Consider the following 20,232-nt stretch of genomic DNA (forward strand, 5'->3'; position numbering starts at 1 on the left):
AGCCGTCCTAAGATCACGCAAACCAAGACAAGAACAAGGAGTTGGGAACAATGAAGAAACTTGGAACTCTGGCCGGCGTCGCCGGTCTCGCGCTTTCGGCGGTTCTGGCCGCCTCGATCACGGGTTCGGCCGACGACAGCAAGCTTGAACAGCTGAAGTCGCAAGGCTTCGCTCGCTTGGCCATCGCCAATGAGCCGCCCTATACGGCTGTCGCCGCCGACGGCAAGGTTTCGGGTGCCGCGCCCGACGTCGCGCGCGAGATATTCAAGCGGCTGGGCGTTGCCGATGTCGCCGCCTCGATCTCGGAATATGGCGCCATGATTCCCGGCCTGCAGGCCGGCCGCTTCGACGTCGTCACCGCCGGCCTGTTCATGAAGCCGGAGCGTTGCGCCGCGGTTGCCTATTCCGAGCCGGTTCTGTGCGACGCCGAAGCGATGCTGGTGAAGAAGGGCAATCCGAAAGGCTTCAAGAGCTACGAGGATGTCGCCAAGGACACGTCAGCCACCATCGGCGCGCCGGGCGGCGGCACCGAGGAGAAGCTTGCGCTCAACGCCGGCGTGCCACGCGAACGCGTCATCGTCGTGCCGGACGGCCAGAGTGGCCTGAAGATGGTGCAGGACGGCCGCATCGACGCCTATTCGCTGCCTGTCCTTTCGATCAACGACCTGATGAAGAAGGCCGCCGATCCGAACCTCGAAGTCATCGCCCCGGTGCAGGGCGCGCCGGTCTATTGCGACGGCGCGGCCTTCAAGAAGGGCGACGAGGCGTTGCGCGATGCCTTCGACGTCGAACTCGCCAAGATGAAGAAGTCGGGTGAGTTCGCAAAGATTATCGAGCCCTACGGCTTCTCGGCGGCGGCGGCTATGTCGACCACGCGCGACAAGCTCTGCGCGGCGAAATAAGGGCGTCTTTCTTGCCTTCTCCCCGTTCACGGGGAGAAGGTGTCACGAAGTGACGGATGAGGGGCGGCGCCATATTTGGACAAGCTAGCGCTGCCCCTCATCTGCCTGCCGGCATCTTCTCCCCATAAACGGGGAGAAGGAAGCTGAAACCAACGTTGGAAACTTCAACTCTATGACCCAGTGGTCCGGCTATTTCGGCCTGATATTGCAGGGAGCGCTTGTCACCATCGAGCTGACGCTGATGGGGTCGGTGCTCGCCCTGATCATGGCCTTTTTCGCCGGCATGGGGCGCCTGTCGCGCTTCTTCGTGCTGCGGGCCCTGGCCACGGCCTATATCGAGTTCTTCCGCGGCACCTCGATCTTCGTGCAGCTGTTCTTCGCCTATTTCGTGTTGCCGCTGGTGGGTTTCGAACTGACCCCGCTGCAGGCCGGTGTGTTGGCGCTGGGCTTGAACGTGGGCGCCTATGCAGCCGAGGTGGTGCGCGGCGCCGTGCAGTCGATCGGCCGCGAACAGCATGAGGCTTGCGTCGCGCTCAATCTCGGCCGTTGGCAAGGCATGCGCCACGTCATCCTGCCGCAGGCGTTTCTGGTGATGCTGCCGACCTTCGGCAACAATGCCATCGAGCTGCTCAAGGCGACATCGGTGGTCTCGCTGATTTCGCTCGCCGACCTGACGTTCCAGGCACAGGTGGTGCGTGCCCAGACCGGCAACACCATGGTGCCGTTCACCACGATCCTCATCATCTATTTCATCCTGGCGCTGCTCATCTCGTGGGGTGTGCGCTCGCTGGAACACCGCATGGCGCGCGGCCTCGACGGAGTGCGCGTCTGATGGCCAGAGCATTCCTGATGAATTGGGTCCACTGATGGATTGGGACTGGGACTTTGTCCGGCAGATCCTGCCGACCCTGATCCAGGGGGTGAAGATCACCATCCTGGCGACGCTGCTCGGCTCGGTACTGGCCGCGATCGTCGGTCTGGGCATCGCTCTGGCGCGCCGCTCGCCGAACAAGGCGCTGTCGCGCACCGTCGGTTGGGTGGCCGAATTCATCCGCGGCACACCGCTCCTGGTGCAGCTCTATTTCATCTTCTACGTCTTGCCCGACATCGGCATTCTCTTGCCGCCGCTGGTCGCCGGCGTCATCGGACTTGGCTTGCACTACGGCACCTACACGGCGGAGGTCTACCGCGCCGGCATCGACAATGTGCCGCGTGGTCAGTGGGAGGCCGCCAAGGCGTGCAATCTCAGCGCGCGGCAGACCTGGTCCCACATCATCATCCCGCAGGCTATTCCGCCGATGATCCCGGCGCTGGCCAACTACTTCATCGCCATGTTCAAGGAGACGCCGCTGCTCTCGGCGATCACAGTGCTGGAGCTGATGAACCAGGCGAAAAGCGTCGCCAACACCTATTATCGCTACCTTGAGCCGATCACGCTGGTCGGCGCCTTCTTCCTCGCCATCAGCCTGATTTCGGTCGTGCTGCTGCGCTGGCTGGAACGCCGCTACGGCAAGATCGAAAGATAAAAGATGAAGCCCTTGTCCGAGATCAAGCTTGTGCCCGACCGGCCAGCGCTCGATGCGCGTCCGCTGGAGCGGCGTGTCGGGCTGATCATCCTGGCCACCGACCACACGACCGAGCCGGATTTTCGCCGCATGGTGGCGAGCGAACGGATCGGCGTCTATGTCGCGCGCATTCCCTACGCCAACCCGACCACGCCTGAGAACCTGCGCAAGATGCAGCCGGCGCTGACGGCGGGCGCTGCCTTGATCCTGCCCGACGAGCCGCTCGACGCCATCTGCTACTCCTGCACGTCGGCCTCGGTGGTGATTGGCGATGCCGAGATCGAGACGGCGATCCAGGCCGCCAAGTCAGGTATACCCGTTGTCACTCCTCCGATGGCTGGCGTGCGCGGGCTGAACGCCTTCGGGGTGCGCCGGATCAGCATCCTCACGCCCTATACCGTGGAAACCTCCAGACCGATGGCGACCTATTTCGCCGAACGTGGCTTCGAAGTCCTAAGCTTCACCTGTCTCGGCTTCGAGGACGACCGCGAGATGGCGCGCATTGCCCCGGCAGCCCTAATCGATCTCGCGCGCCGGGCGACGCATCCGCAAGCCGACGCGCTGTTCGTGTCCTGCACGGCACTGCGCGGCGCGCTGGCGGTCACCGGCATGGAACAGGCGATCGGCCGCCCGGTGGTGACCAGCAATCAGGCGACCGCCTGGAACTGTCTGCGCCTTTGCGGTGATGAGACAGCCCATCCCGAATTCGGCCGTCTGATGACGCTGCCCTTGCCGCGCGGTTGACGACCATGGCGACCGTCACCCTTGGCGATATCCGTGCCGCGGGCGAGCGAATTGCCGGCAAGATCGAGCGCACGTCGATCGTGCTTTCGGCAAGTCTCTCCGAAAGGCTGGGCGTCCCGGTTCAACTCAAGCTCGAGCACCGCCAGACCACCGGCAGCTTTAAATTGCGGGGCGCTTCCAACGCCGTCGCTTCGCTCAGCGCAAGGGAGAAGGCGCGCGGCGTCGTCGCGGCATCGACCGGCAATCATGGCCGTGCGCTTGCGCATGCGGCAAAGCTCGAGGGCATGCGTGCTGTGATCTGCATGTCTCGACTGGTACCCAGGAATAAGCTGGACGAAATTCGCCGCCTCGGCGCGGAAATCCGTATCGTCGGCAACAGCCAGGACGATGCCCAGCACGAGGTCGAGCGGCTGGTGACGGAGGAGGGGCTTGTCATGCTGCCGCCCTTCGACCATCCGGCCATCATTGCCGGTCAAGGCACGCTCGGGCTGGAGGTGATGGAGCAGGTCCCGGATGCCGCTCTGGTGCTGGTGCAACTGTCCGGAGGTGGGTTGGCCTCGGGTGTAGCGGCCGCCGTCAAGGGCGTCCGTCCCGGAACCAGAGTCGTCGGCATCTCGATGGCGCGCGGGGCGGCAATGAAGGCCAGCCTGGATGCGGGCCGCCCTGTGCTGGTCGAGGAACTGACGACGCTGGCGGATTCGCTCGGCGGCGGCATCGGCCTCGACAACCGGCTGACCTTCGCCATGTGCCGCGACCTGCTCGACGATGTCGTCCTGCTCAGCGAGGACGAAATCGCTGCCGGCATTCGCCACGCCTATGAACAGGAACGCGAGATCGTCGAGGGAGCCGGTGCGGTAGGCATCGCGGCGCTGCTCGCCGGCAAGGTCAAGGCGGAGGGGCCGGTTGTGGTTCTGCTTTCCGGCCGCAACATCGACATGCAACTGCATAGGAAGATTGTCTGCGGGGAAACGCCATCGATTTCGGAGCGCGCCGCATGAGCACGATGACCATCCTCACCGAAGCTGAACTGCGCACAATCGTGACGCTCGATCTCGACGCCGTCGCCTGTGTCGAGAACGCTTTTCGCGCGCTCGCCACGCTGCCGGTGGCGATGCCGCCGATCCTGCGGCTCGATATCCCGCAGCATCGCGGCGAGGTTGACGTCAAGACCGCCTATGTGCCTGGTATCGATGGGTTCGCCATCAAGATCAGCCCCGGCTTCTTCGACAATCCCAAACTTGGCCTGCCCAGCGTCAACGGCATGATGGTGCTGCTGTCGTCGAAGACAGGGTTGGTCGAGGCCTTGCTGCTCGACAACGGCTATCTCACCGATGTTCGCACCGCTGCTGCGGGAGCCGTCGCGGCCAAGCATCTGTCGCGGCCGGACTCGTCGGTCGCCTCGATCTTCGGCGCCGGCGTGCAGGCTGGGCTGCAACTGCAAGCGCTGACGCTGGTGCGGCCGATCACGCAGGCCCGCATCTGGGCGCGCGATGCCGCCAAGGCCGAAGTGACCGCGGCCACCTTACGCGAAAGGCTCGGCATCGACGTGCGCGCCGAGACTGACGCAGCCAACGCTGTTGCCGGTGCCGACATCGTCGTCACGACCACCCCGTCGACCGAACCACTGATCAAGGCAGGGTTTGTCTCGGCCGGCCAGCACATCACCGCCATGGGTTCGGACGCCGAGCACAAGAACGAGATAGCGCCGGCGATCCTGCGCATGGCCGATCTCTATGTCGCCGATAGCGCGAAACAGACGCGGCGCCTGGGCGAATTGCACCATGCCATCGCGGCGGGCGTGATGGCTGGAGACGCGGAGGTGACCGAGCTCGGCCAGATCATCGCCGGCGCGAGGCATGGCCGGCGCTCGGCCAGCGACATAACCATCGCCGATCTGACCGGCACGGGCGTGCAGGATACGGCGATCGCCACGCTCGCCCGCGACCGTGCGCTGGCCGCGAAAGCCGGAACGATCTTTGAAAGCTGACGCCGGCCGCAGGAGCATGATCCGGAAAATGGCAACCGGTTTTCCCCCGCAGATCATGCTCAATCAAAAAATTCCCTGGAGCCAGATTCAACGAGTTGAAACGGGCTCCAGCCCCAACAAACGAGGACCAACAAAATGCAGCCGAACCTGAAATTCTCGCGAAGCGAATATGCGGAACGCCTCGCCAAGACGCGGAAAGCCATGGAGGCGAAAGGCGTCGATCTCTTGATCGTCAGCGATCCCTCCAACATGGCCTGGCTGACCGGCTACGACGGCTGGTCCTTCTACGTCCACCAGGCGGTCATCGTGCCACCATCGGGCGAGCCGGTCTGGTACGGCCGTGGCCAGGACGCCAACGGCGCCAAGCGTACCGCCTACCTCGCCCATGACAACATCGTCGGCTATGCCGACCACTATGTGCAGTCGACCGAGCGCCACCCGATGGATTTCCTATCGGGTGTGCTGACCGATCGCGGCTGGGGCAAGCACACCGTCGGCGTCGAGATGGACAATTACTGGTTCTCCGCCGCCGCCTTCGCCTCGCTGCAGAAGCATCTGCCCAACGCCCGCTTCGTCGATGCCACCGCGCTGGTCAACTGGCAGCGCGCGGTGAAGAGCCCAACCGAGATCGACTATATGCGCAAGGCCGCTCGCATCGTGGAGGCGATGCACCAGCGCATCGTCGACAAGATCGAAGTCGGCATGCGCAAGAACGATCTCGTCGCCGAGATCTACGATGCCGGCACGCGCGGCGTCGGCGGCATTGGCGGTGACTACCCCGCGATCGTGCCGCTGCTGCCCTCGGGCGCCGACGCCTCGGCGCCGCACCTGACCTGGGACGATAAGCCGATGAAGTCGGGCGAGGGCACTTTCTTCGAGATCGCCGGCTGCTACAACAGGTACCATTGCCCGCTGTCGCGCACCGTCTTCCTCGGCAAGCCGACGCAGGAATTCCTCGATGCCGAGAAGGCAACGCTGGAAGGCATGGAAGCTGGCCTTGCCGCCGCAAAGCCGGGTAATGCCTGCGAGGACATCGCCAATGCCTTCTTCGCCGTGTTGAAGAAATACGGCATCGTCAAGGACAACCGCACCGGCTATTCGATCGGGCTTTCCTATCCACCGGACTGGGGCGAGCGCACGATGAGCCTGCGCCCCGGAGATCGCACCGAACTCAAGCCCGGCATGACCTTCCATTTCATGACCGGCCTGTGGCTGGAGACGATGGGGCTGGAGATCACTGAATCCATCCTGATCACCGAAACCGGTGTGGAGTGCCTGGCCAACGTGCCGCGCAAGCTGGTGGTGAAGGATTGAGCCCGATGTCCAGTCTTCGCCCGTCGCCGGTCACGCCGACCGTCGATTTCGATCGTGACGGCGTCCAGCATGGTTTCCTGCGCCTGCCCTATAGCCGCGACGACTCGGCCTGGGGCTCGGTGATGATCCCGATCTGCGTCATCCGCAACGGCAAGGGGCCGGCGGCGCTGCTGACCGGCGGCAATCATGGCGACGAGTATGAAGGGCCGCTGGCGCTCTACGAACTCGCCCGCACGCTCGATCCCAGCCAGGTCAGCGGCACCGTCATAATCGTGCCGGCGATGAACTATCCTGCTTTTCGGGCCGGCACGCGCACCTCGCCGATCGACAAGGGCAACATGAACCGCAGTTTCCCCGGCCGGCCCGACGGCACGGTGACGCAGAAGATCGCCGATTATTTCCAACGCGAGCTGCTTCCCCGCGCCGACATCGTCTTCGACTTCCATTCCGGCGGCAGGACGCTGGATTTCGTACCGTTCTGTGCCGCCCACACTTTGCCCGACAAGGCGCTGGAGCAGAAAGCCTTTGCCGCGGTGGCGGCATTCTCGGCACCATTCTCGATGCGCATGACCGAGATCGATGCGATCGGCATGTATGACACGGCGGCCGAAGAGATGGGCAAGGTCTTCGTCACCACCGAGCTCGGCGGTGGCGGTACGTCGCGAGCCGAGACGGTGCGGATCGCGCGGCGCGGCATCCTCAACGTGCTGCGTCATGAGGGTATCGTCGCCGGGGCGGCCGAGACGGGCATAACGCAGTGGCTGGACATGCCCTCGGGCGATTGCTTCTGCTTCGCCGAGGATGACGGCATGATCGAGACCATGGTCGATCTCGGCGAACCTGTCGAGGAGGGCGCGGTGGTGGCCCGCATCCATTCCACCGGCCGCACCGGCGTCGCGCCGCAGGAAATCCGGGCCAAAATGTCGGGCATGCTGGCGGCGCGGCATTTCCCTGGCCTGGTCAAGGCCGGCGACTGCGCCGCGGTGGTCGCCGTAAAGGTCGATTGACTGATTTCTCCGCCCGGACCATGCCGGGCGGACCCACTCTTCTGCTCGAGCTGTCGAATCCGGATTATCGCACCCGCTCGCAGAGCGAACACCGCGATCTGCTGGCCGCCTGCCGCCGGCGCGACGGCAAGAAGGCGGTGAGCTTTCTGAGACAGCATCTTCGCGAGGGAAGCGACACGCTGGTCAACGCGACGGAGGGCGGCGGGCTGGCGCGAAAATCCTAAGCCCGAGGGAAAGGGGCAGCCCGCAATCGTGGCGCGTGGTTGCCATCGCGCCGGTTCGCTGCCACATATCGCAACATCAATGCTTGACACGAGGATGCCATGTCTCCCGTCAGCCGCCTGCCGGCACGTGCCCTTGCCCCGCGCCGCCATGACGAGATCCTGCGGCGGCTGGGCGCCCAGGGTTCCGTTAGCGTCGCCGAACTGGCTGGGTTCTTCGACGTCTCGCGCGAAACCATCCGCCGCGATTTGAAGCTGCTTTCCGACCAGGGCAGGCTCGGCATCGTGCATGGCGGGGCCGCCCGCTTCGAACCGAGCGAACCCGCGATGAGCCAGCGCAGCCAGGAAAATGCCCAAGGCAAGGCCGCGATCGGCAGGGCGGCCGCCGGGCTGGTCAGGGATGGCATGGTGGTCTTTCTCGATTCCGGCACCACCACTTTGGCCATCGCGCATGCAATGACGGAACTGCGCGATCTGACGATCTGCACGGCCAGCCTGAAGATAGCGCTGCACCTATGCCATGTTCCCGGCATGCGCGTGCACATGCTGGGCGGCGAAGTCGACCCGGGCGAGGAGGCGGCTTCCGGCATCGACACGCTCGATGCGATGGCGCGCTTTCGCGTCGATATGGCCTTTCTGGGTGGCGGAGCGCTGTCTCCGGACGGCGAGGTGACCGATTTCACCCGCGCCGGGGCCGAACAGCGGGGCCGGATGATTAGCCTCGCCGGCAAGGCCTATTTCGTGCTCGACAGCAGCAAATTCGGCAAGCTGACGCCGCTCAGGATTCCGAATTTCGAACGTGCCGCTGGGGTAATCGTCGACACCGACCCCGAATTCGCGCTTGCCGAGGCGCTTTCGCAAAGGGGGCCTGAACTCATCGTTGCAGCTTGATGTGATATTTTGTGATATTATGAGTTGATATTTGGTTTTCCCGTGGTAATGTCTCGGCCATCCCTCAAATGGCGGAACGCTCATGGCACATGAATTTCCCACCCAGGCTCGAATTGTCATTGTCGGCGGCGGCATCATCGGCTGCTCGGTCGCCTATCATCTGACCAAGCTGGGCTGGAGCGATGTGGTGCTGCTCGAGCAGGGACAACTCAGCGGCGGCACCACCTGGCACGCGGCCGGTCTTGTCGGTCAGCTGCGCAGCCATTCCAACATGACCAGCCTGATCCGGTACTCCACGCAGCTCTACAGCGAACTGGAGGCCGAGACCGGCCTCGCCACCGGCTGGAAGAACTGCGGTTCGCTGTCCGTCGCGCGCACCACCGACCGCATGGCGGTGTTGAAGCGCACGGCCGCGTCGGCGCGTGCCCAAGGGGTCGAGATCGACGTCATCTCGCCTCGCGAGGCAGCCGAGCTCTGGCCGGTGATGGCGACAGACGATCTGGTCGGCGCCGTCTGGCTGCCCGGAGACGGCAAGGCCAATCCCACCGATCTCACGCAATCGCTGGCCAAGGGCGCGCGCAATGGCGGCGCCAAAATCTTCGAGCGGGTGCAGGTCACCGGCATCACGGTGAAAAACGGCGTCGCCTGCGGCGTCGAGACGGACCGCGGCGACATCGCCGCCGAGATCGTCGTCAACTGCGCCGGCCAATGGGCACGCAAGGTCGGGCTGATGTGCGGCGTCTCGGTGCCGCTGCATTCGGCCGAGCACATGTACATCGTCACCGGCCGGATCGAGGGTGTGCATCCGGACCTGCCCGTGATGCGCGACCCCGATGGCTTCATCTACTTAAAGGAGGAGGTCGGCGGCTTGGTGATGGGCGGCTTCGAGCCGCATGCCAAGCCGTGGGGCATGAACGGCATTCCCGAAAATTTCGAATTCGCGCTGCTGCCCGACGACTGGGACCAGTTCGAGATCCTGATGGAAAACGCGCTGGTGCGCGTCCCGCAGCTGGCGCGGGCCGAAGTCAAGAAATTCTACAACGGACCCGAAAGCTTCACGCCGGACAACAATTTCCTCCTCGGCGAGGCGCCGGAGTTGAAGAATTTCTATGTCGGCGCCGGCTTCAATTCGATGGGCATTGCCAGTGCCGGTGGCGCCGGCAAGGCACTGGCCGAATGGATCGTCAACGGCGCGCCGACCATGGATTTGTGGCCGGTCGACATCAGGCGCTTCGCGTCTTTCAACAACAATCCGCGCTGGCTGCATGATCGCGTCAAGGAGACGCTCGGTCTGCACTACGCCATGCCGTGGCCGAACCGAGAATTGGATACCGCGCGGCCGTTCCGCCGCTCGCCGCTCTATGATCGGCTCGCCGCCAAGGGCGCCTGCTTCGGTTCCAAGATGGGCTGGGAGCGTGCCAACTGGTTCGCGGCGCCGGGAGAGAAGGCCGGGAACGACTACGCCTTCGGCCGCCAGAACTGGCACGAGGCAGTGCGGCGCGAGATGAAGGCGACGCGCGAAGCCGTCGCCATCTTCGATCAGACCTCCTTCGCCAAGCTTCTTGTCCAGGGCCGCGATGCCTGTGCCGTGTTGAACCGCATCTGCGCCGGCGACATCGACGTGCCGGTCGGCACGTCGGTCTACACCGGCGTGCTCAATGCGCGCGGCGGTTACGAAAGCGATCTCACCGTGATGCGGCTTGGCGCGGAAAAATTCCTCATCGTGACCGGCTCCGCCCAGGCGGTCCACGATGCCGACTGGATCGTCAAGAACATTCCGGCCGATGCCCACGCCGTCCTGACCGACGTCACCTCGGCCTATGCGGTGCTGGCGTTGATGGGGCCGCGTTCGCGCGATCTCCTCGGCAAACTGTCGTCGGCCGATCTTTCCAACGCCGGCTTTCCCTTCGCCACCATCCGCGAGATCGATATCGGCTACGCCACTGCTTATGCCAACCGCATGACCTATGTCGGCGAACTCGGCTGGGAACTGATCGTGCCGGCCGAATTCGCCGTCGGCGTCTACGAGGCGTTGCATGAGGCCGGCCGCGAATTCGGTTTGGCCGACGCCGGCTACTACGCGCTCGACGCCTTGCGCATCGAAAAGGGTTTTCGGGCCTGGAGTCGGGAACTGACGCCTGATATCAATCCCTGGCAGGCCGGGCTTGGCTTTGCCGTTGCCATGGACAAACCGGGTGGGTTCATCGGCCATGACGCGCTTGTTAAGGCAAAGTCGTCGTCGGCACCGTCAAAGCGTATCGTGCTCCTTACGCTCGACGACACCGAGCCGATGCTGTGGGGCGGCGAGTTGGTCCTGCGCGACGGCAAGCCGGTCGGCGAGGTTCGCTCGGCCGCCTATGGCCACACGCTTGGCCGGTCAGTGGCGCTCGGCTTGATCGAAAACGAAACCGGCGTGGATGCTGTTTTCCTGAGTGGCGGCCATTTCGAGATCGATCTAGCCGGCGTACGCCATGCGGCCACCGCGCATCTGCGCAGCCCCTACGATCCGAAATCGGAGCGGGTGAAAGCCGATGTGGTGGAGGTTCGTGCCGCGGCTTAATCCGTCGACATAGAGCGCGCCATGTCGAGAAAGGCGCGCACCAGTTTGCCGCCGCTGCGCTCGCGCAGGCAGATCAGCGCCTCGTCCATCAAGGTCTCGGGCGCGTCGATGGTGATTGGGACGAGCCGCGAATCCTGGCCGAATTCGGCCGCCGAGACAAAGCCGATGCCGGCGCCAGAGGCGACGATCTCGCGCACGGCTTCCCGGCCCTCGGCTTCGATCACAGGCCTCAACTCCACCTTAGAAGCCGCTGCCAGGTCTTCGAGCTTCTGGCGCGTCTTCGAGCCGCGCTCGCGCATGACCAGGGATTCCTGTGCGAGCTGCTTGAGCGTCAGCGATTTCTTCCCCGACAGCGGATGGTCGATCGAGGTGAAGGCGATGATTGGCGTCGAGTTCAGTTTCAGCACTTCGAAGTCGCGTCCGGCGGGCACCTCGCCCAGCACGCCGATATCGGCATCGTAGCTGTACAGGCTGCTGATCACCGTCTCGGTGTTTCCGGCACGCACCGAGACCTGCACTCCGGGATAGCGGGCGCGGAAGCTGCCGAGAATGTGAAGCAGATGATGCGCGGCATCGGCGACGATGCGCAGCGTGCCGGAGCGCAGGGCGCGCGACTCGGTCAGAAGCTCAAGCGCTTGCTGCTCGGTGTCGAACATGCGGTGGGTTATTTCGAGCAGTTTCTGGCCGGAATGGGTCAGCGTGACCTGCTTCTTGTTACGGTTGAACAGCAGGACATCGTACTCTTCCTCGAGCTTGCGCACCTGGTCCGATATCGCCGGCTGGGTCAGGAACAGCGCTTCGGCCGCCCGCGAAAAGCCGCCGGAGATCGCCACCTGATGAAAGGCCCGTAACTGAACATAGCGCATCTTCTTCGCTCTCGCCTCTCTGGTTGCCAGCAGCCTATCATAAGCCCTGCTATGCAAAAGCCGGAAACAAACGATTCGCTTTATGCTTTGGCCTGCCGGGTTTCACGAAGCTGTCACGAGCGCCATGCAGCTTGTGCTCCATGCATCAGGTCATAAGTGAAATCGATATCTCGATACAAAATAACGATTTTACAAATATGTGACCTCAGCCAACAATGGCGCGACATCAAAAAAGCAGCGACCTGTCGGAGGACATCATGCTCGCCGAAACGAAATTTGCCGCGGAGCCGCTGGCCAGGCCGGCGCTGGGCGAGCCCTATCTGTTGACCCCCGGGCCGCTTACCACGGCCTATTCGGTCAAGCAGGCGATGCTGCGCGACTGGGGATCATGGGACGGCGACTTCCGCGCCATGACGTCAGACATGCGCCGCCGCCTGCTGGCGCTGACCGGTGACACCAATGGCGAGTTCGACTGCGTGCCGATGCAGGGCTCAGGCTCGTTCTGTGTCGAGGCGATGCTGGGCTCGTTCGTGCCCAGGGATGGCAAGGTTCTGGTGCTGGCCAACGGTGCCTACGGCCTTCGTGCCGCACAGACCATGCAGTATCTCGGCCGGGCCTATACGCTGATCGACAAGGGCGATTACCTGCCGCCGCGCGGCGACGAGGTGGCGGCAGCGCTCGAAGCCGACCACGCCATCACCCACGTCATCGCCATTCATTGCGAGACCAGCTCCGGCATTTTGAACCCGGTTGCCGAGATCGCCGAGGCCGTCCATGCCAAGGGCCGCAAGCTGCTGGTCGATTCCATGAGCGCGTTCGGCGCCGTCGCGCTCGAGGTCAACGAGATCCGCTATGAGGCGATGGTCTCGTCGGCCAACAAATGCATCGAGGGCGTGCCCGGCTTCGGCTTCATCATCGCCCGCAAGAGCGAACTGGAGGCAGCCAAGGGGCGCAGCCATTCCCTGTCGCTCGACGTCCACGCGCAGTGGGCGCATATGAACAAGACCGGCCAGTGGCGCTACACGCCTCCGACGCATGTCGTCGCCGCTTTCCTGGAGGCGCTGCGCCAGCATGAGGCCGAAGGCGGCGTTGCCGGCCGTGGTGCCCGCTACACCAGGAACCGGGACGTCATGGTGTCGGGCATGCGCGAACTCGGCTTCGAAACATTGCTCAAGGACCGCTGGCTGTCGCCAATCATCGTCACCTTCTTCAACCCTGCCCACGCCAACTTCGCCTTCGATCGCTTCTACGAACTGATGAAGGACAAGGGCTTTATCATCTACCCCGGCAAGCTGACGGTCGTGGACTCCTTCCGTGTCGGCTGCATCGGCCAAATGGACGAACATGTCATGCGCCGCGTCGTCGAGGCGGCGGCACAGTCGCTTGATGAAATGGGCGTCGACACCGCCGCTCCACCCGCCGCGGCAATCGCCGAGCGCGCCAAACTCGCCGCCTGAGCGGCCGATTTCGAGGATACCAGATGAACCAGATGTCTCCCATCAACGTCGCGGTCAACGGCCGCACCTACGCCTGGCCGCGCGTGCCGGCAATCGCCATCTGCCTCGACGGCTGCGAGCCGGCCTATCTCGATGAAGCGATCAAGGCCGGGCTGATGCCGGCCCTGGTCAGGATCAAGGAGAAGGGCACGGTGCGTTTCGCACACTCAGTTATTCCGAGCTTCACCAATCCCAACAATTTGTCGATCGCCACCGGTCGCCCGCCCTCGGTGCACGGCATTTGCGGCAACTATCTCTACGAGCGCGAGACCGGCAAGGAAGTGATGATGAACGACCCGCGCTTCCTGCGCGTGCCGACCATTTTTCAGGCCTTCTATGATGCGGGCGCCAAGGTTGCCGTGGTGACCGCCAAAGACAAGCTGCGTGCGCTGCTCGGCAAGGGTCTGTCTTTCGACGAAGGGCGCGCGCTGTGCTTTTCGGCGGAGAAGTCCGATACGACCACGGTTGGCGAGCACGGCATCGACAATGCCTCGAAGCATTTCGGCCTGCCTGTGCCGGAAGTCTATTCGGCCGAACTGTCGGAATTCGTCTTCGCCGCCGGCGTCCAGTTGCTCAGGGAATTCCGCCCCGACATCATGTACCTGACGACGACGGACTATGTGCAGCACAAATACGCACCGGGCGTGCCGCAGGCCAACGCCTTCTACGAGATGTTCGACAAGTACCTGACCGAACTCGATGCGCTGGGCGCCGCGATCGTCGTCACTGCCGACCATGGCATGAAGCCCAAGCACAAGGCCGACGGTGCGCCCGACGTCGTCTACGTCCAGGACCTGCTTGACGAATGGCTGGGCAAGGATGCCGCCCGCGTCATCCTGCCGATCACCGACCCCTATGTCGTGCACCATGGCGCGCTGGGCTCTTTCGCCACCGCCTATTTGCCTGATGGCGCCGACCAGGCGGGCATCATGGCGCGGCTGGCCAAGGTTGACGGCATCATGCTGGTCGTCGATAGCCGGACGGCCTGCGAGCGCTTCGAACTGCCGGCCGACCGCATCGGCGACATCGTGCTGGTCTCGACCGAGAACAAGACGATCGGCACATCGGAACATCGCCATGATCTGGCGGCGCTGAACGAGCCGCTGCGCTCGCATGGCGGGCTGACCGAGCAGGAAGTGCCGTTCATCGTCAACCGCATGCTGCCGGATCTGCCCAACGAGCCGACCTTGCGCAATTTCGATGCCTTCTATTACGCGACCATGGCGGCTGCATTGGCATAGGCCGAGCTTGATGATGTCGACCCCCACTCCGTCGAGCTTCGCTCGGCACCTCTCCCCCGATCGACGGGGGAGAGGAAGGGCGCGAGTTTGCCAGCCTTGGCTCCCTTCCTCTCCCTCCGGAGGGGGGAGAGGTGGCGAGCGAAGCTCGGCGGAGTGGGGGAAGCCATTGCTGAGACGCGATGCCGTTGCCTAGAAAAAATCAACCTGGCTGTCTGAGCACCGAGGAATACCGACATGACCAAGCTTGACCCTGCCATCAAAGTTCGCCACGAGCCGATGCGCATTGCCGGCAGGAAGGTCGATGCCGATGGTGTCGTCGAGGTGCGTTACCCCTGGAACGACACCGTCATCGGCACCGTCCCCGCCGGTAGGGCCGAACACGCTCGCCAGGCGTTCGAGATCGCTGCAGGCTATAGGTCGAAGCTGACCCGCTACGAGCGCCAGCAGATCCTGTTCCGCACGGCGGAAGCTCTGGCGTCGCGCCGGGAAGAGATATCCGATCTGATCACGCTTGAGCTCGGTATCTCCAAGGCCGACTCGCTCTACGAAGTCGGCCGCGCCTATGACGTGTTCACGCTGTCGGCGCAGATGTGCATCCAGGACGATGGCCAGATATTCTCCTGCGACCTTACCCCGCACGGCAAGGCGCGCAAGATCTTCACCACGCGCGAGCCGCTGAAGGCTATCTCGGCGATCACTCCATTCAACCATCCGCTCAACATGGTCTCGCACAAGGTGGCGCCGGCCATCGCCACCAACAATTGTGTGGTGGTGAAGCCGACCGAACTGACGCCGATGACGGCGTTGATGCTGGCCGACATTCTCTACGAGGCCGGCCTGCCGCCGGAAATGCTTTCGGTGGTAACCGGCTGGCCGGTCGACATCGGCAACGAGATGATCACCAACGAGAATATCGACTTGATCACCTTCACCGGTGGCGTGCCCGTCGGCAAGATGATCGCCCGCACCGCCGGTTACAGGCGCCAGGTGCTGGAACTCGGCGGCAACGATCCGCTGATCATCCTCAACGATCTCTCCGATGACGATCTGGCCAAGGCCGCCGACCTCGCCGTGGCGGGCGCGACCAAAAACTCCGGCCAGCGCTGCACGGCGGTCAAGCGCATCCTCGTCCAGGAAAGCGTCGCCGACCGCTTCGTGCCGCTGGTGCTGGAGCGGGCGAAGAAGATCCGCTTCGGCGACCCGATGGCCCGCTCGACCGATCTCGGCACCGTCGTGCATGAGAAGGCGGCGGCATTGTTCGAAGCGCGCGTCCACATGGCGGCCGAGCAGGGGGCTGAGATCCTCTACAACCCGGGTCGTCAGGGTGCGCTGCTGCCGCCAATCGTCGTCGACCGTGTGCCGCACACATCCGAACTGGTGATGGAAGAAACGTTCGGGCCGATCATCCCGATCGTGCGCGCGCCAGATAACGATGAAGCATTGATCGCGTTGTCCAACTCGACCGCCTTCGGCCTGTCGTCGGGCGTCTGCACCAACTCGTTTCCCCGCATGCAGAAATACATCGCCGGCCTGCAGGTCGGCACGGTGAACATCTGGGAAGTGCCGGGCTACCGCATCGAGATGTCGCCCTTCGGCGGCATCAAGGACAGCGGCAATGGCTACAAGGAAGGCGTCATCGAGGCGATGAAGAGCTACACCAATGTGAAGACATTTTCACTGCCTTGGTCCTGACCGGGTCACATAAGCTGGCAGAACAAACAGAGGGAGCGTCCCACGCTCCCTCATTCGCATTTCGGAGACAATGATGGCCGCGATATCAGAGCTTGTGCATACCGAAGGCGATTCCAACACGACGGCGGCGCGCGGCCGCTGGGATGCGGGCCAGGACGATCCCCGCATTCGCGGCCTGCTCGATCGCGACGCGGCCGCCTTCATGCACCAGAGCCTGTCCAGCCCCTGTCTTTCGACGATCGCTAGGGCGGAAGGCATCTGGATCGAGGACACCGCCGGCCGCCGCTTCATGGATTTCCACGGCAACAGCGTGCATCACCTCGGCTACGGCCATCCAAAACTGGTGGCGGCGATCAAGAAGCAACTCGACGACCTCTGCTTCGCGCCGCGCCGTTTCACCTGCAATCCCGCCGTCGAACTGGCCGAAAAACTGGCCGCGCTGGCTCCCGGCGATCTCGGCAAGGTGTTGTTCACCACCGGAGGCTCCGATGCCATCGAGGTCGCGCTGAAGATCGCGCGGGCGGCCACCGGCCGCTTCAAGACGGTGTCGTTCTGGGACGCGTTTCACGGCGCCGGTTTTGGCGCTGCCAGTGTCGGCGGCGAGGCGACCTTCCGCTCGCATATCGCGGGCCCGATGATGACCGGCACCGAGCATGTCGCGCCCTGGGATGGCTATCGATGCCCTTATGGCCACGATTCCCTGGAGGCATCGGGGCTCGCTTGCGCCAACATGATCGCCTATGTGCTCGGCCGCGAGCAGGACGTGGCGGCGGTCGTTGCCGAGCCGATGCGCGCGACGCCCAATCCGCCGCCAGCCGGCTTCTGGAAGCGGGTGCGCGAGGCCTGCGACATGCACGGCACGCTGCTGATCTTCGACGAGATCCCGACCGGCCTCGGCAAGACCGGAAAATTTTTCGCCCATGAGCATGACGGCGTAACGCCCGACATCGTTGTCCTCGGCAAATCACTCGGCGGCGGCATCCTGCCGATCGCCGCCGTCATCGCGCGCCGCGACCTCGACGTCACTGGCGGCTTTGCCATCGGTCACTATACCCATGAGAAAAACCCGGTCACGACGCGTGCGGCGCTGACGACCATCGACATCATCCTGGAGGAGGGGCTGGTCGAGCGTTCGGCTGAGCTTGGCGGCCATATGCTTGCACGTATGCAGGACCTGATGGCGCGCTCGCCCCATGTCGGCGAGGTCAGGGGCAGGGGGCTGATGGTCGGCGTCGAGCTCGTCGAGGACCGTGCTTCACGCCAGCCGGCGCGGGACCTCGCCGAACGTGTCTTCTACGCTTGCCTGGAACAAGGCCTGAGCTTCAAGGTGAGCCACGGCAACGTGCTGACGCTCTCGCCGCCGTTGGTTATTTCCAAGACCGATCTCGACCGCGCGCTCGACATTGTCGAGGACGCCGTGATGGCCGCCTGATCATGAAGGCCGTCCGCACCGACCGCGAACTCGAATGTCCTGAAATTGATGCCGGCCTACGGGCGAGAGGCGTCGACCTGGTGACGCTGCCGGATGGCATTCCCGAAGCCGATCTCGCCAACGCGGTCGCCGACGCGGATCTCCTGCTCATGTGCTACACGCCGATCACCGCGCGGGTGATCGATGCCGCTCCCAGGCTGAAGGGTATCGTCAAATACGGCGTCGGCATCGATGCCATCGATATTCCCGCAGCGATGCGGCGCGGCATTCCCGTGGTCAACGTACCCGACTATGCCGAGGAAACCGTTGCCGAAGGCGCCTTCGCGCTGATGATTGCGCTCGCTAAGCGGCTGCCCGCGATCACGGCGGCGGTGTCGCGCGACGGCTGGGTCTGGCCGGAGCAGCGCTGGCTGGGGCGCGATATATCAGGCGCCACGCTAGGGCTCGTCGGCTGCGGCAAGATCGGCCGCAGCATGGCGCGCATGGCCGGCCAGGGGTTTCGCGCGCGCGTCGTTGGTTTTGATCCCGGTGTCGATGCCGCGACGATGCTCGCCGCGGGCATCGAGAAGGCCGACGACCTGCACGCCATGTTGCGTGCCTGTGATTTCGTTTCGTTGCATTGCGTGCTGAATGACCAGACACGCGGCCTGATCGGCAAGCATGAGCTCGCCTGCCTGAAACCGTCGGCCATCATCGTCAATGTCTCGCGCGGTGCGCTGATCGATGAGGCGGCGCTCGTCGAGGCGATCGTTGCCGGTCGCATCGGTGGTGCCGGGCTCGACGTCTATTCGGTCGAGCCGCTGGCGAGGTCAGGCCATCCGATGAGCGCATTGTTCGGTCGCGACAATGTGATCCTGTTTCCGCATCTTACCTTCTTCACCTACGAGGCGATGCGCCGGCTGGAAGACGACACGCTCGCGCGCTGTTTCGAAATTCTCGAAGGCCGGCCAGTGACCATCCGCTCGCATGATCCGCGATTGCGGGCGCAGACCGCAGGCATTGTGTTCGGCCGATAACCTATATTTTCAAACCGATAGCCGCCATCGGCGCAGCATATTTGTATCCACGACATCGATGCGACAGTTCCATGACAAATATCAGAGAAAGTTTGGGTCTCATAAAATAAATAGATTTTACTTATCGATGCCCAATCCCCAGAGTTGTCACAACGAAGACATCCAACCGGCTCAACGTCCGCCAGGGACCAAAGGCCGGTTGGTTCTAGTGCATCGCAGAATGTGCCTTCAATCAAAGGGGAACCGGTTATGAAATCAAGGAACGCAACCATGGTCGCGGCCTTCGCCGCATTGCTCGCATCGGCGGCTCTCATTGGGCCGGCACTCGCCGACGGCGTCGTCACCGTCTACTCCGCCGATGGGCTGCATGATGGCAATGGCAGCTGGTACGAGACCGAATTCGCAGCCTTCACCAAGGCCACCGGCATCACCGTTCAGTATATCGAGGCGGGCTCGGGCGGCGTCGTCGAGCGCGTCGCCAAGGAAAAGTCGAACCCGCAGGCCGACGTGCTGGTGACCTTGCCGCCCTTCATCCAGCGCGCCGCCGCGGACGGTCTGCTGCAGGATTACAAACCCGAAGCCGCATCCCAGATCGACGGCGGCACCGACAAGTATCGGCCGCTGGTCAATAACTACATGAATTTCATCTACAACAGCGCCGTGCTGTCCGAAGCGCCGAAGAGCTATAACGATCTGCTCGATCCGAAGTTCAAGGGCAAGATCCAGTACTCGACCCCCGGCCAGGCTGGAGACGGGACGGCCGTCATGCTGCAGATCATCCATGCCTTTGGCGGCGAGGATGCCGGCTTCGAATTCATGAAGAAGCTGCAGGACAACAATGTCGGCCCGTCCGCCTCGACCGGCAAGCTGACCGCGCTGGTCAACAAGGGCGAGCTGCATGTGGCCAATGGCGACCTGCAGATGAATATGTCGCAGATGGCAGACAATCCCAACATCAAGGTGTTCTGGCCCGCTGGCCCCGATGGCACCCGCTCCACCTTTGCGCTGCCCTATGAAATCGGCCTGGTCACCGGTGCGCCAAATAGCGACAACGGCAAGAAGTTGATCGACTTCCTGCTGTCCAAGGAGGCACAGTCGACTGTAAGTTCCGTTGCCCTCGGCATGCCGGCCCGCAAGGACGTGACGCCGTCCGACGCCAATTTCGCCAAGCTGCAGGAGGCGATGAAAGGCCTGACCATCTGGTCGCCGAACTGGGACGAGGCGCTGAGCAAGCTTCCCGACTACGTCAAGAAGTGGAACGAAGCGACCGGAAGTTGATCCGCACGGGAAGCAATCCG

General features: G+C 63.6%; 18 protein-coding genes. 17 read left to right on the top strand and 1 reads right to left on the bottom strand.

Annotated elements, in window-relative coordinates; translation table 11 throughout:
* The first annotated feature begins 50 nt into the window (after positions 1–50).
* The 11 genes from ehuB (at position 51) to LB571_RS14820 (ending at position 11,191) form a co-directional block, all read left to right on the top strand.
* A complete protein-coding gene (gene ehuB / locus LB571_RS14770) occupies positions 51–902 on the top strand; it encodes an ectoine/hydroxyectoine ABC transporter substrate-binding protein EhuB (protein WP_015319079.1) in 852 nt (283 codons plus the stop codon).
* 172 nt (positions 903–1,074) lie between these two features.
* Positions 1,075–1,734: an ectoine/hydroxyectoine ABC transporter permease subunit EhuC gene (gene ehuC, locus LB571_RS14775; protein WP_140791532.1), complete on the top strand. Its 660-nt coding sequence runs from the start codon at positions 1,075–1,077 to the stop codon at positions 1,732–1,734.
* Positions 1,735–1,768: 34 nt separating this feature from the next.
* A complete protein-coding gene (gene ehuD / locus LB571_RS14780; RefSeq protein ID WP_015319077.1) occupies positions 1,769–2,428 on the top strand; it encodes an ectoine/hydroxyectoine ABC transporter permease subunit EhuD in 660 nt (219 codons plus the stop codon).
* 3 nt (positions 2,429–2,431) lie between these two features.
* Entirely contained in the window at positions 2,432–3,211 is a 780-nt protein-coding gene (gene eutA / locus LB571_RS14785; protein WP_224595411.1) for an ectoine utilization protein EutA, read from the top strand.
* 5 nt (positions 3,212–3,216) lie between these two features.
* Positions 3,217–4,209 carry a hydroxyectoine utilization dehydratase EutB gene (gene eutB, locus LB571_RS14790; protein WP_140791536.1) on the top strand — a complete coding sequence of 331 codons (993 nt, stop codon included), beginning with the start codon at positions 3,217–3,219 and terminating at the stop codon, positions 4,207–4,209.
* The gene (gene eutC / locus LB571_RS14795; RefSeq protein WP_140823471.1) at positions 4,206–5,198 is read left to right on the top strand and encodes an ectoine utilization protein EutC; all 993 of its coding nucleotides are present in this window, start codon (positions 4,206–4,208) and stop codon (positions 5,196–5,198) included. The genes eutB and eutC overlap by 4 nt, the downstream gene beginning before the upstream one ends.
* A 135-nt stretch (positions 5,199–5,333) precedes the next feature.
* A complete protein-coding gene (gene doeA / locus LB571_RS14800) occupies positions 5,334–6,512 on the top strand; it encodes an ectoine hydrolase DoeA (RefSeq protein WP_140661586.1) in 1,179 nt (392 codons plus the stop codon).
* 5 nt (positions 6,513–6,517) lie between these two features.
* The gene (gene doeB / locus LB571_RS14805; RefSeq protein WP_224595413.1) at positions 6,518–7,519 is read left to right on the top strand and encodes a N(2)-acetyl-L-2,4-diaminobutanoate deacetylase DoeB; all 1,002 of its coding nucleotides are present in this window, start codon (positions 6,518–6,520) and stop codon (positions 7,517–7,519) included.
* Entirely contained in the window at positions 7,516–7,743 is a 228-nt protein-coding gene (locus LB571_RS14810; RefSeq protein ID WP_224595417.1) for an FCD domain-containing protein, read from the top strand. Before doeB ends, LB571_RS14810 begins: the two co-directional genes overlap by 4 nt.
* Positions 7,744–7,842: 99 nt before the next feature.
* On the top strand, positions 7,843–8,631 hold the full coding sequence (locus LB571_RS14815; RefSeq protein ID WP_224595419.1) for a DeoR/GlpR family DNA-binding transcription regulator: 789 nt from the start codon (positions 7,843–7,845) through the stop codon (positions 8,629–8,631).
* A gap of 82 nt (positions 8,632–8,713) precedes the next feature.
* Positions 8,714–11,191 (top strand): FAD-dependent oxidoreductase, encoded by a 2,478-nt coding sequence (locus LB571_RS14820; RefSeq protein WP_224595422.1) that lies wholly within the window; start codon positions 8,714–8,716, stop codon positions 11,189–11,191.
* Here LB571_RS14820 and LB571_RS14825 read toward each other — a convergent pair.
* Positions 11,188–12,057 (bottom strand): LysR substrate-binding domain-containing protein, encoded by an 870-nt coding sequence (locus LB571_RS14825; RefSeq protein ID WP_140617485.1) that lies wholly within the window; start codon positions 12,055–12,057, stop codon positions 11,188–11,190. The two genes, LB571_RS14820 and LB571_RS14825, sit on opposite strands and share 4 nt — an antisense overlap.
* A gap of 257 nt (positions 12,058–12,314) precedes the next feature.
* Here LB571_RS14825 and LB571_RS14830 point away from each other — a divergent pair, with 257 nt between their 5' ends.
* The 6 genes from LB571_RS14830 (at position 12,315) to LB571_RS14855 (ending at position 20,212) form a co-directional block, all read left to right on the top strand.
* Complete coding sequence (locus tag LB571_RS14830; RefSeq protein ID WP_140877904.1) at positions 12,315–13,514, top strand: 2-aminoethylphosphonate--pyruvate transaminase; 1,200 nt, start codon at positions 12,315–12,317, stop codon at positions 13,512–13,514.
* Positions 13,515–13,537: 23 nt separating this feature from the next.
* Entirely contained in the window at positions 13,538–14,794 is a 1,257-nt protein-coding gene (gene phnA, locus LB571_RS14835) for a phosphonoacetate hydrolase (RefSeq protein ID WP_224595425.1), read from the top strand.
* Positions 14,795–15,028: 234 nt separating this feature from the next.
* Entirely contained in the window at positions 15,029–16,486 is a 1,458-nt protein-coding gene (gene phnY, locus LB571_RS14840; protein WP_224595428.1) for a phosphonoacetaldehyde dehydrogenase, read from the top strand.
* 73 nt (positions 16,487–16,559) lie between these two features.
* Positions 16,560–17,918: an aspartate aminotransferase family protein gene (locus LB571_RS14845; RefSeq protein WP_224595430.1), complete on the top strand. Its 1,359-nt coding sequence runs from the start codon at positions 16,560–16,562 to the stop codon at positions 17,916–17,918.
* A gap of 2 nt (positions 17,919–17,920) precedes the next feature.
* Positions 17,921–18,934 carry a 2-hydroxyacid dehydrogenase gene (locus LB571_RS14850; RefSeq protein WP_224595432.1) on the top strand — a complete coding sequence of 338 codons (1,014 nt, stop codon included), beginning with the start codon at positions 17,921–17,923 and terminating at the stop codon, positions 18,932–18,934.
* A 249-nt stretch (positions 18,935–19,183) separates the two neighbouring features.
* On the top strand, positions 19,184–20,212 hold the full coding sequence (locus LB571_RS14855) for a 2-aminoethylphosphonate ABC transporter substrate-binding protein (protein WP_083883114.1): 1,029 nt from the start codon (positions 19,184–19,186) through the stop codon (positions 20,210–20,212).
* The last annotated feature ends 20 nt before the right edge of the window (positions 20,213–20,232 follow it).

Origin of the sequence: Mesorhizobium sp. BR1-1-4, from assembly GCF_020165375.1 — a bacterium.
In the GTDB taxonomy this organism is placed as follows: Bacteria; Pseudomonadota; Alphaproteobacteria; order Rhizobiales; family Rhizobiaceae; genus Mesorhizobium; species Mesorhizobium australicum.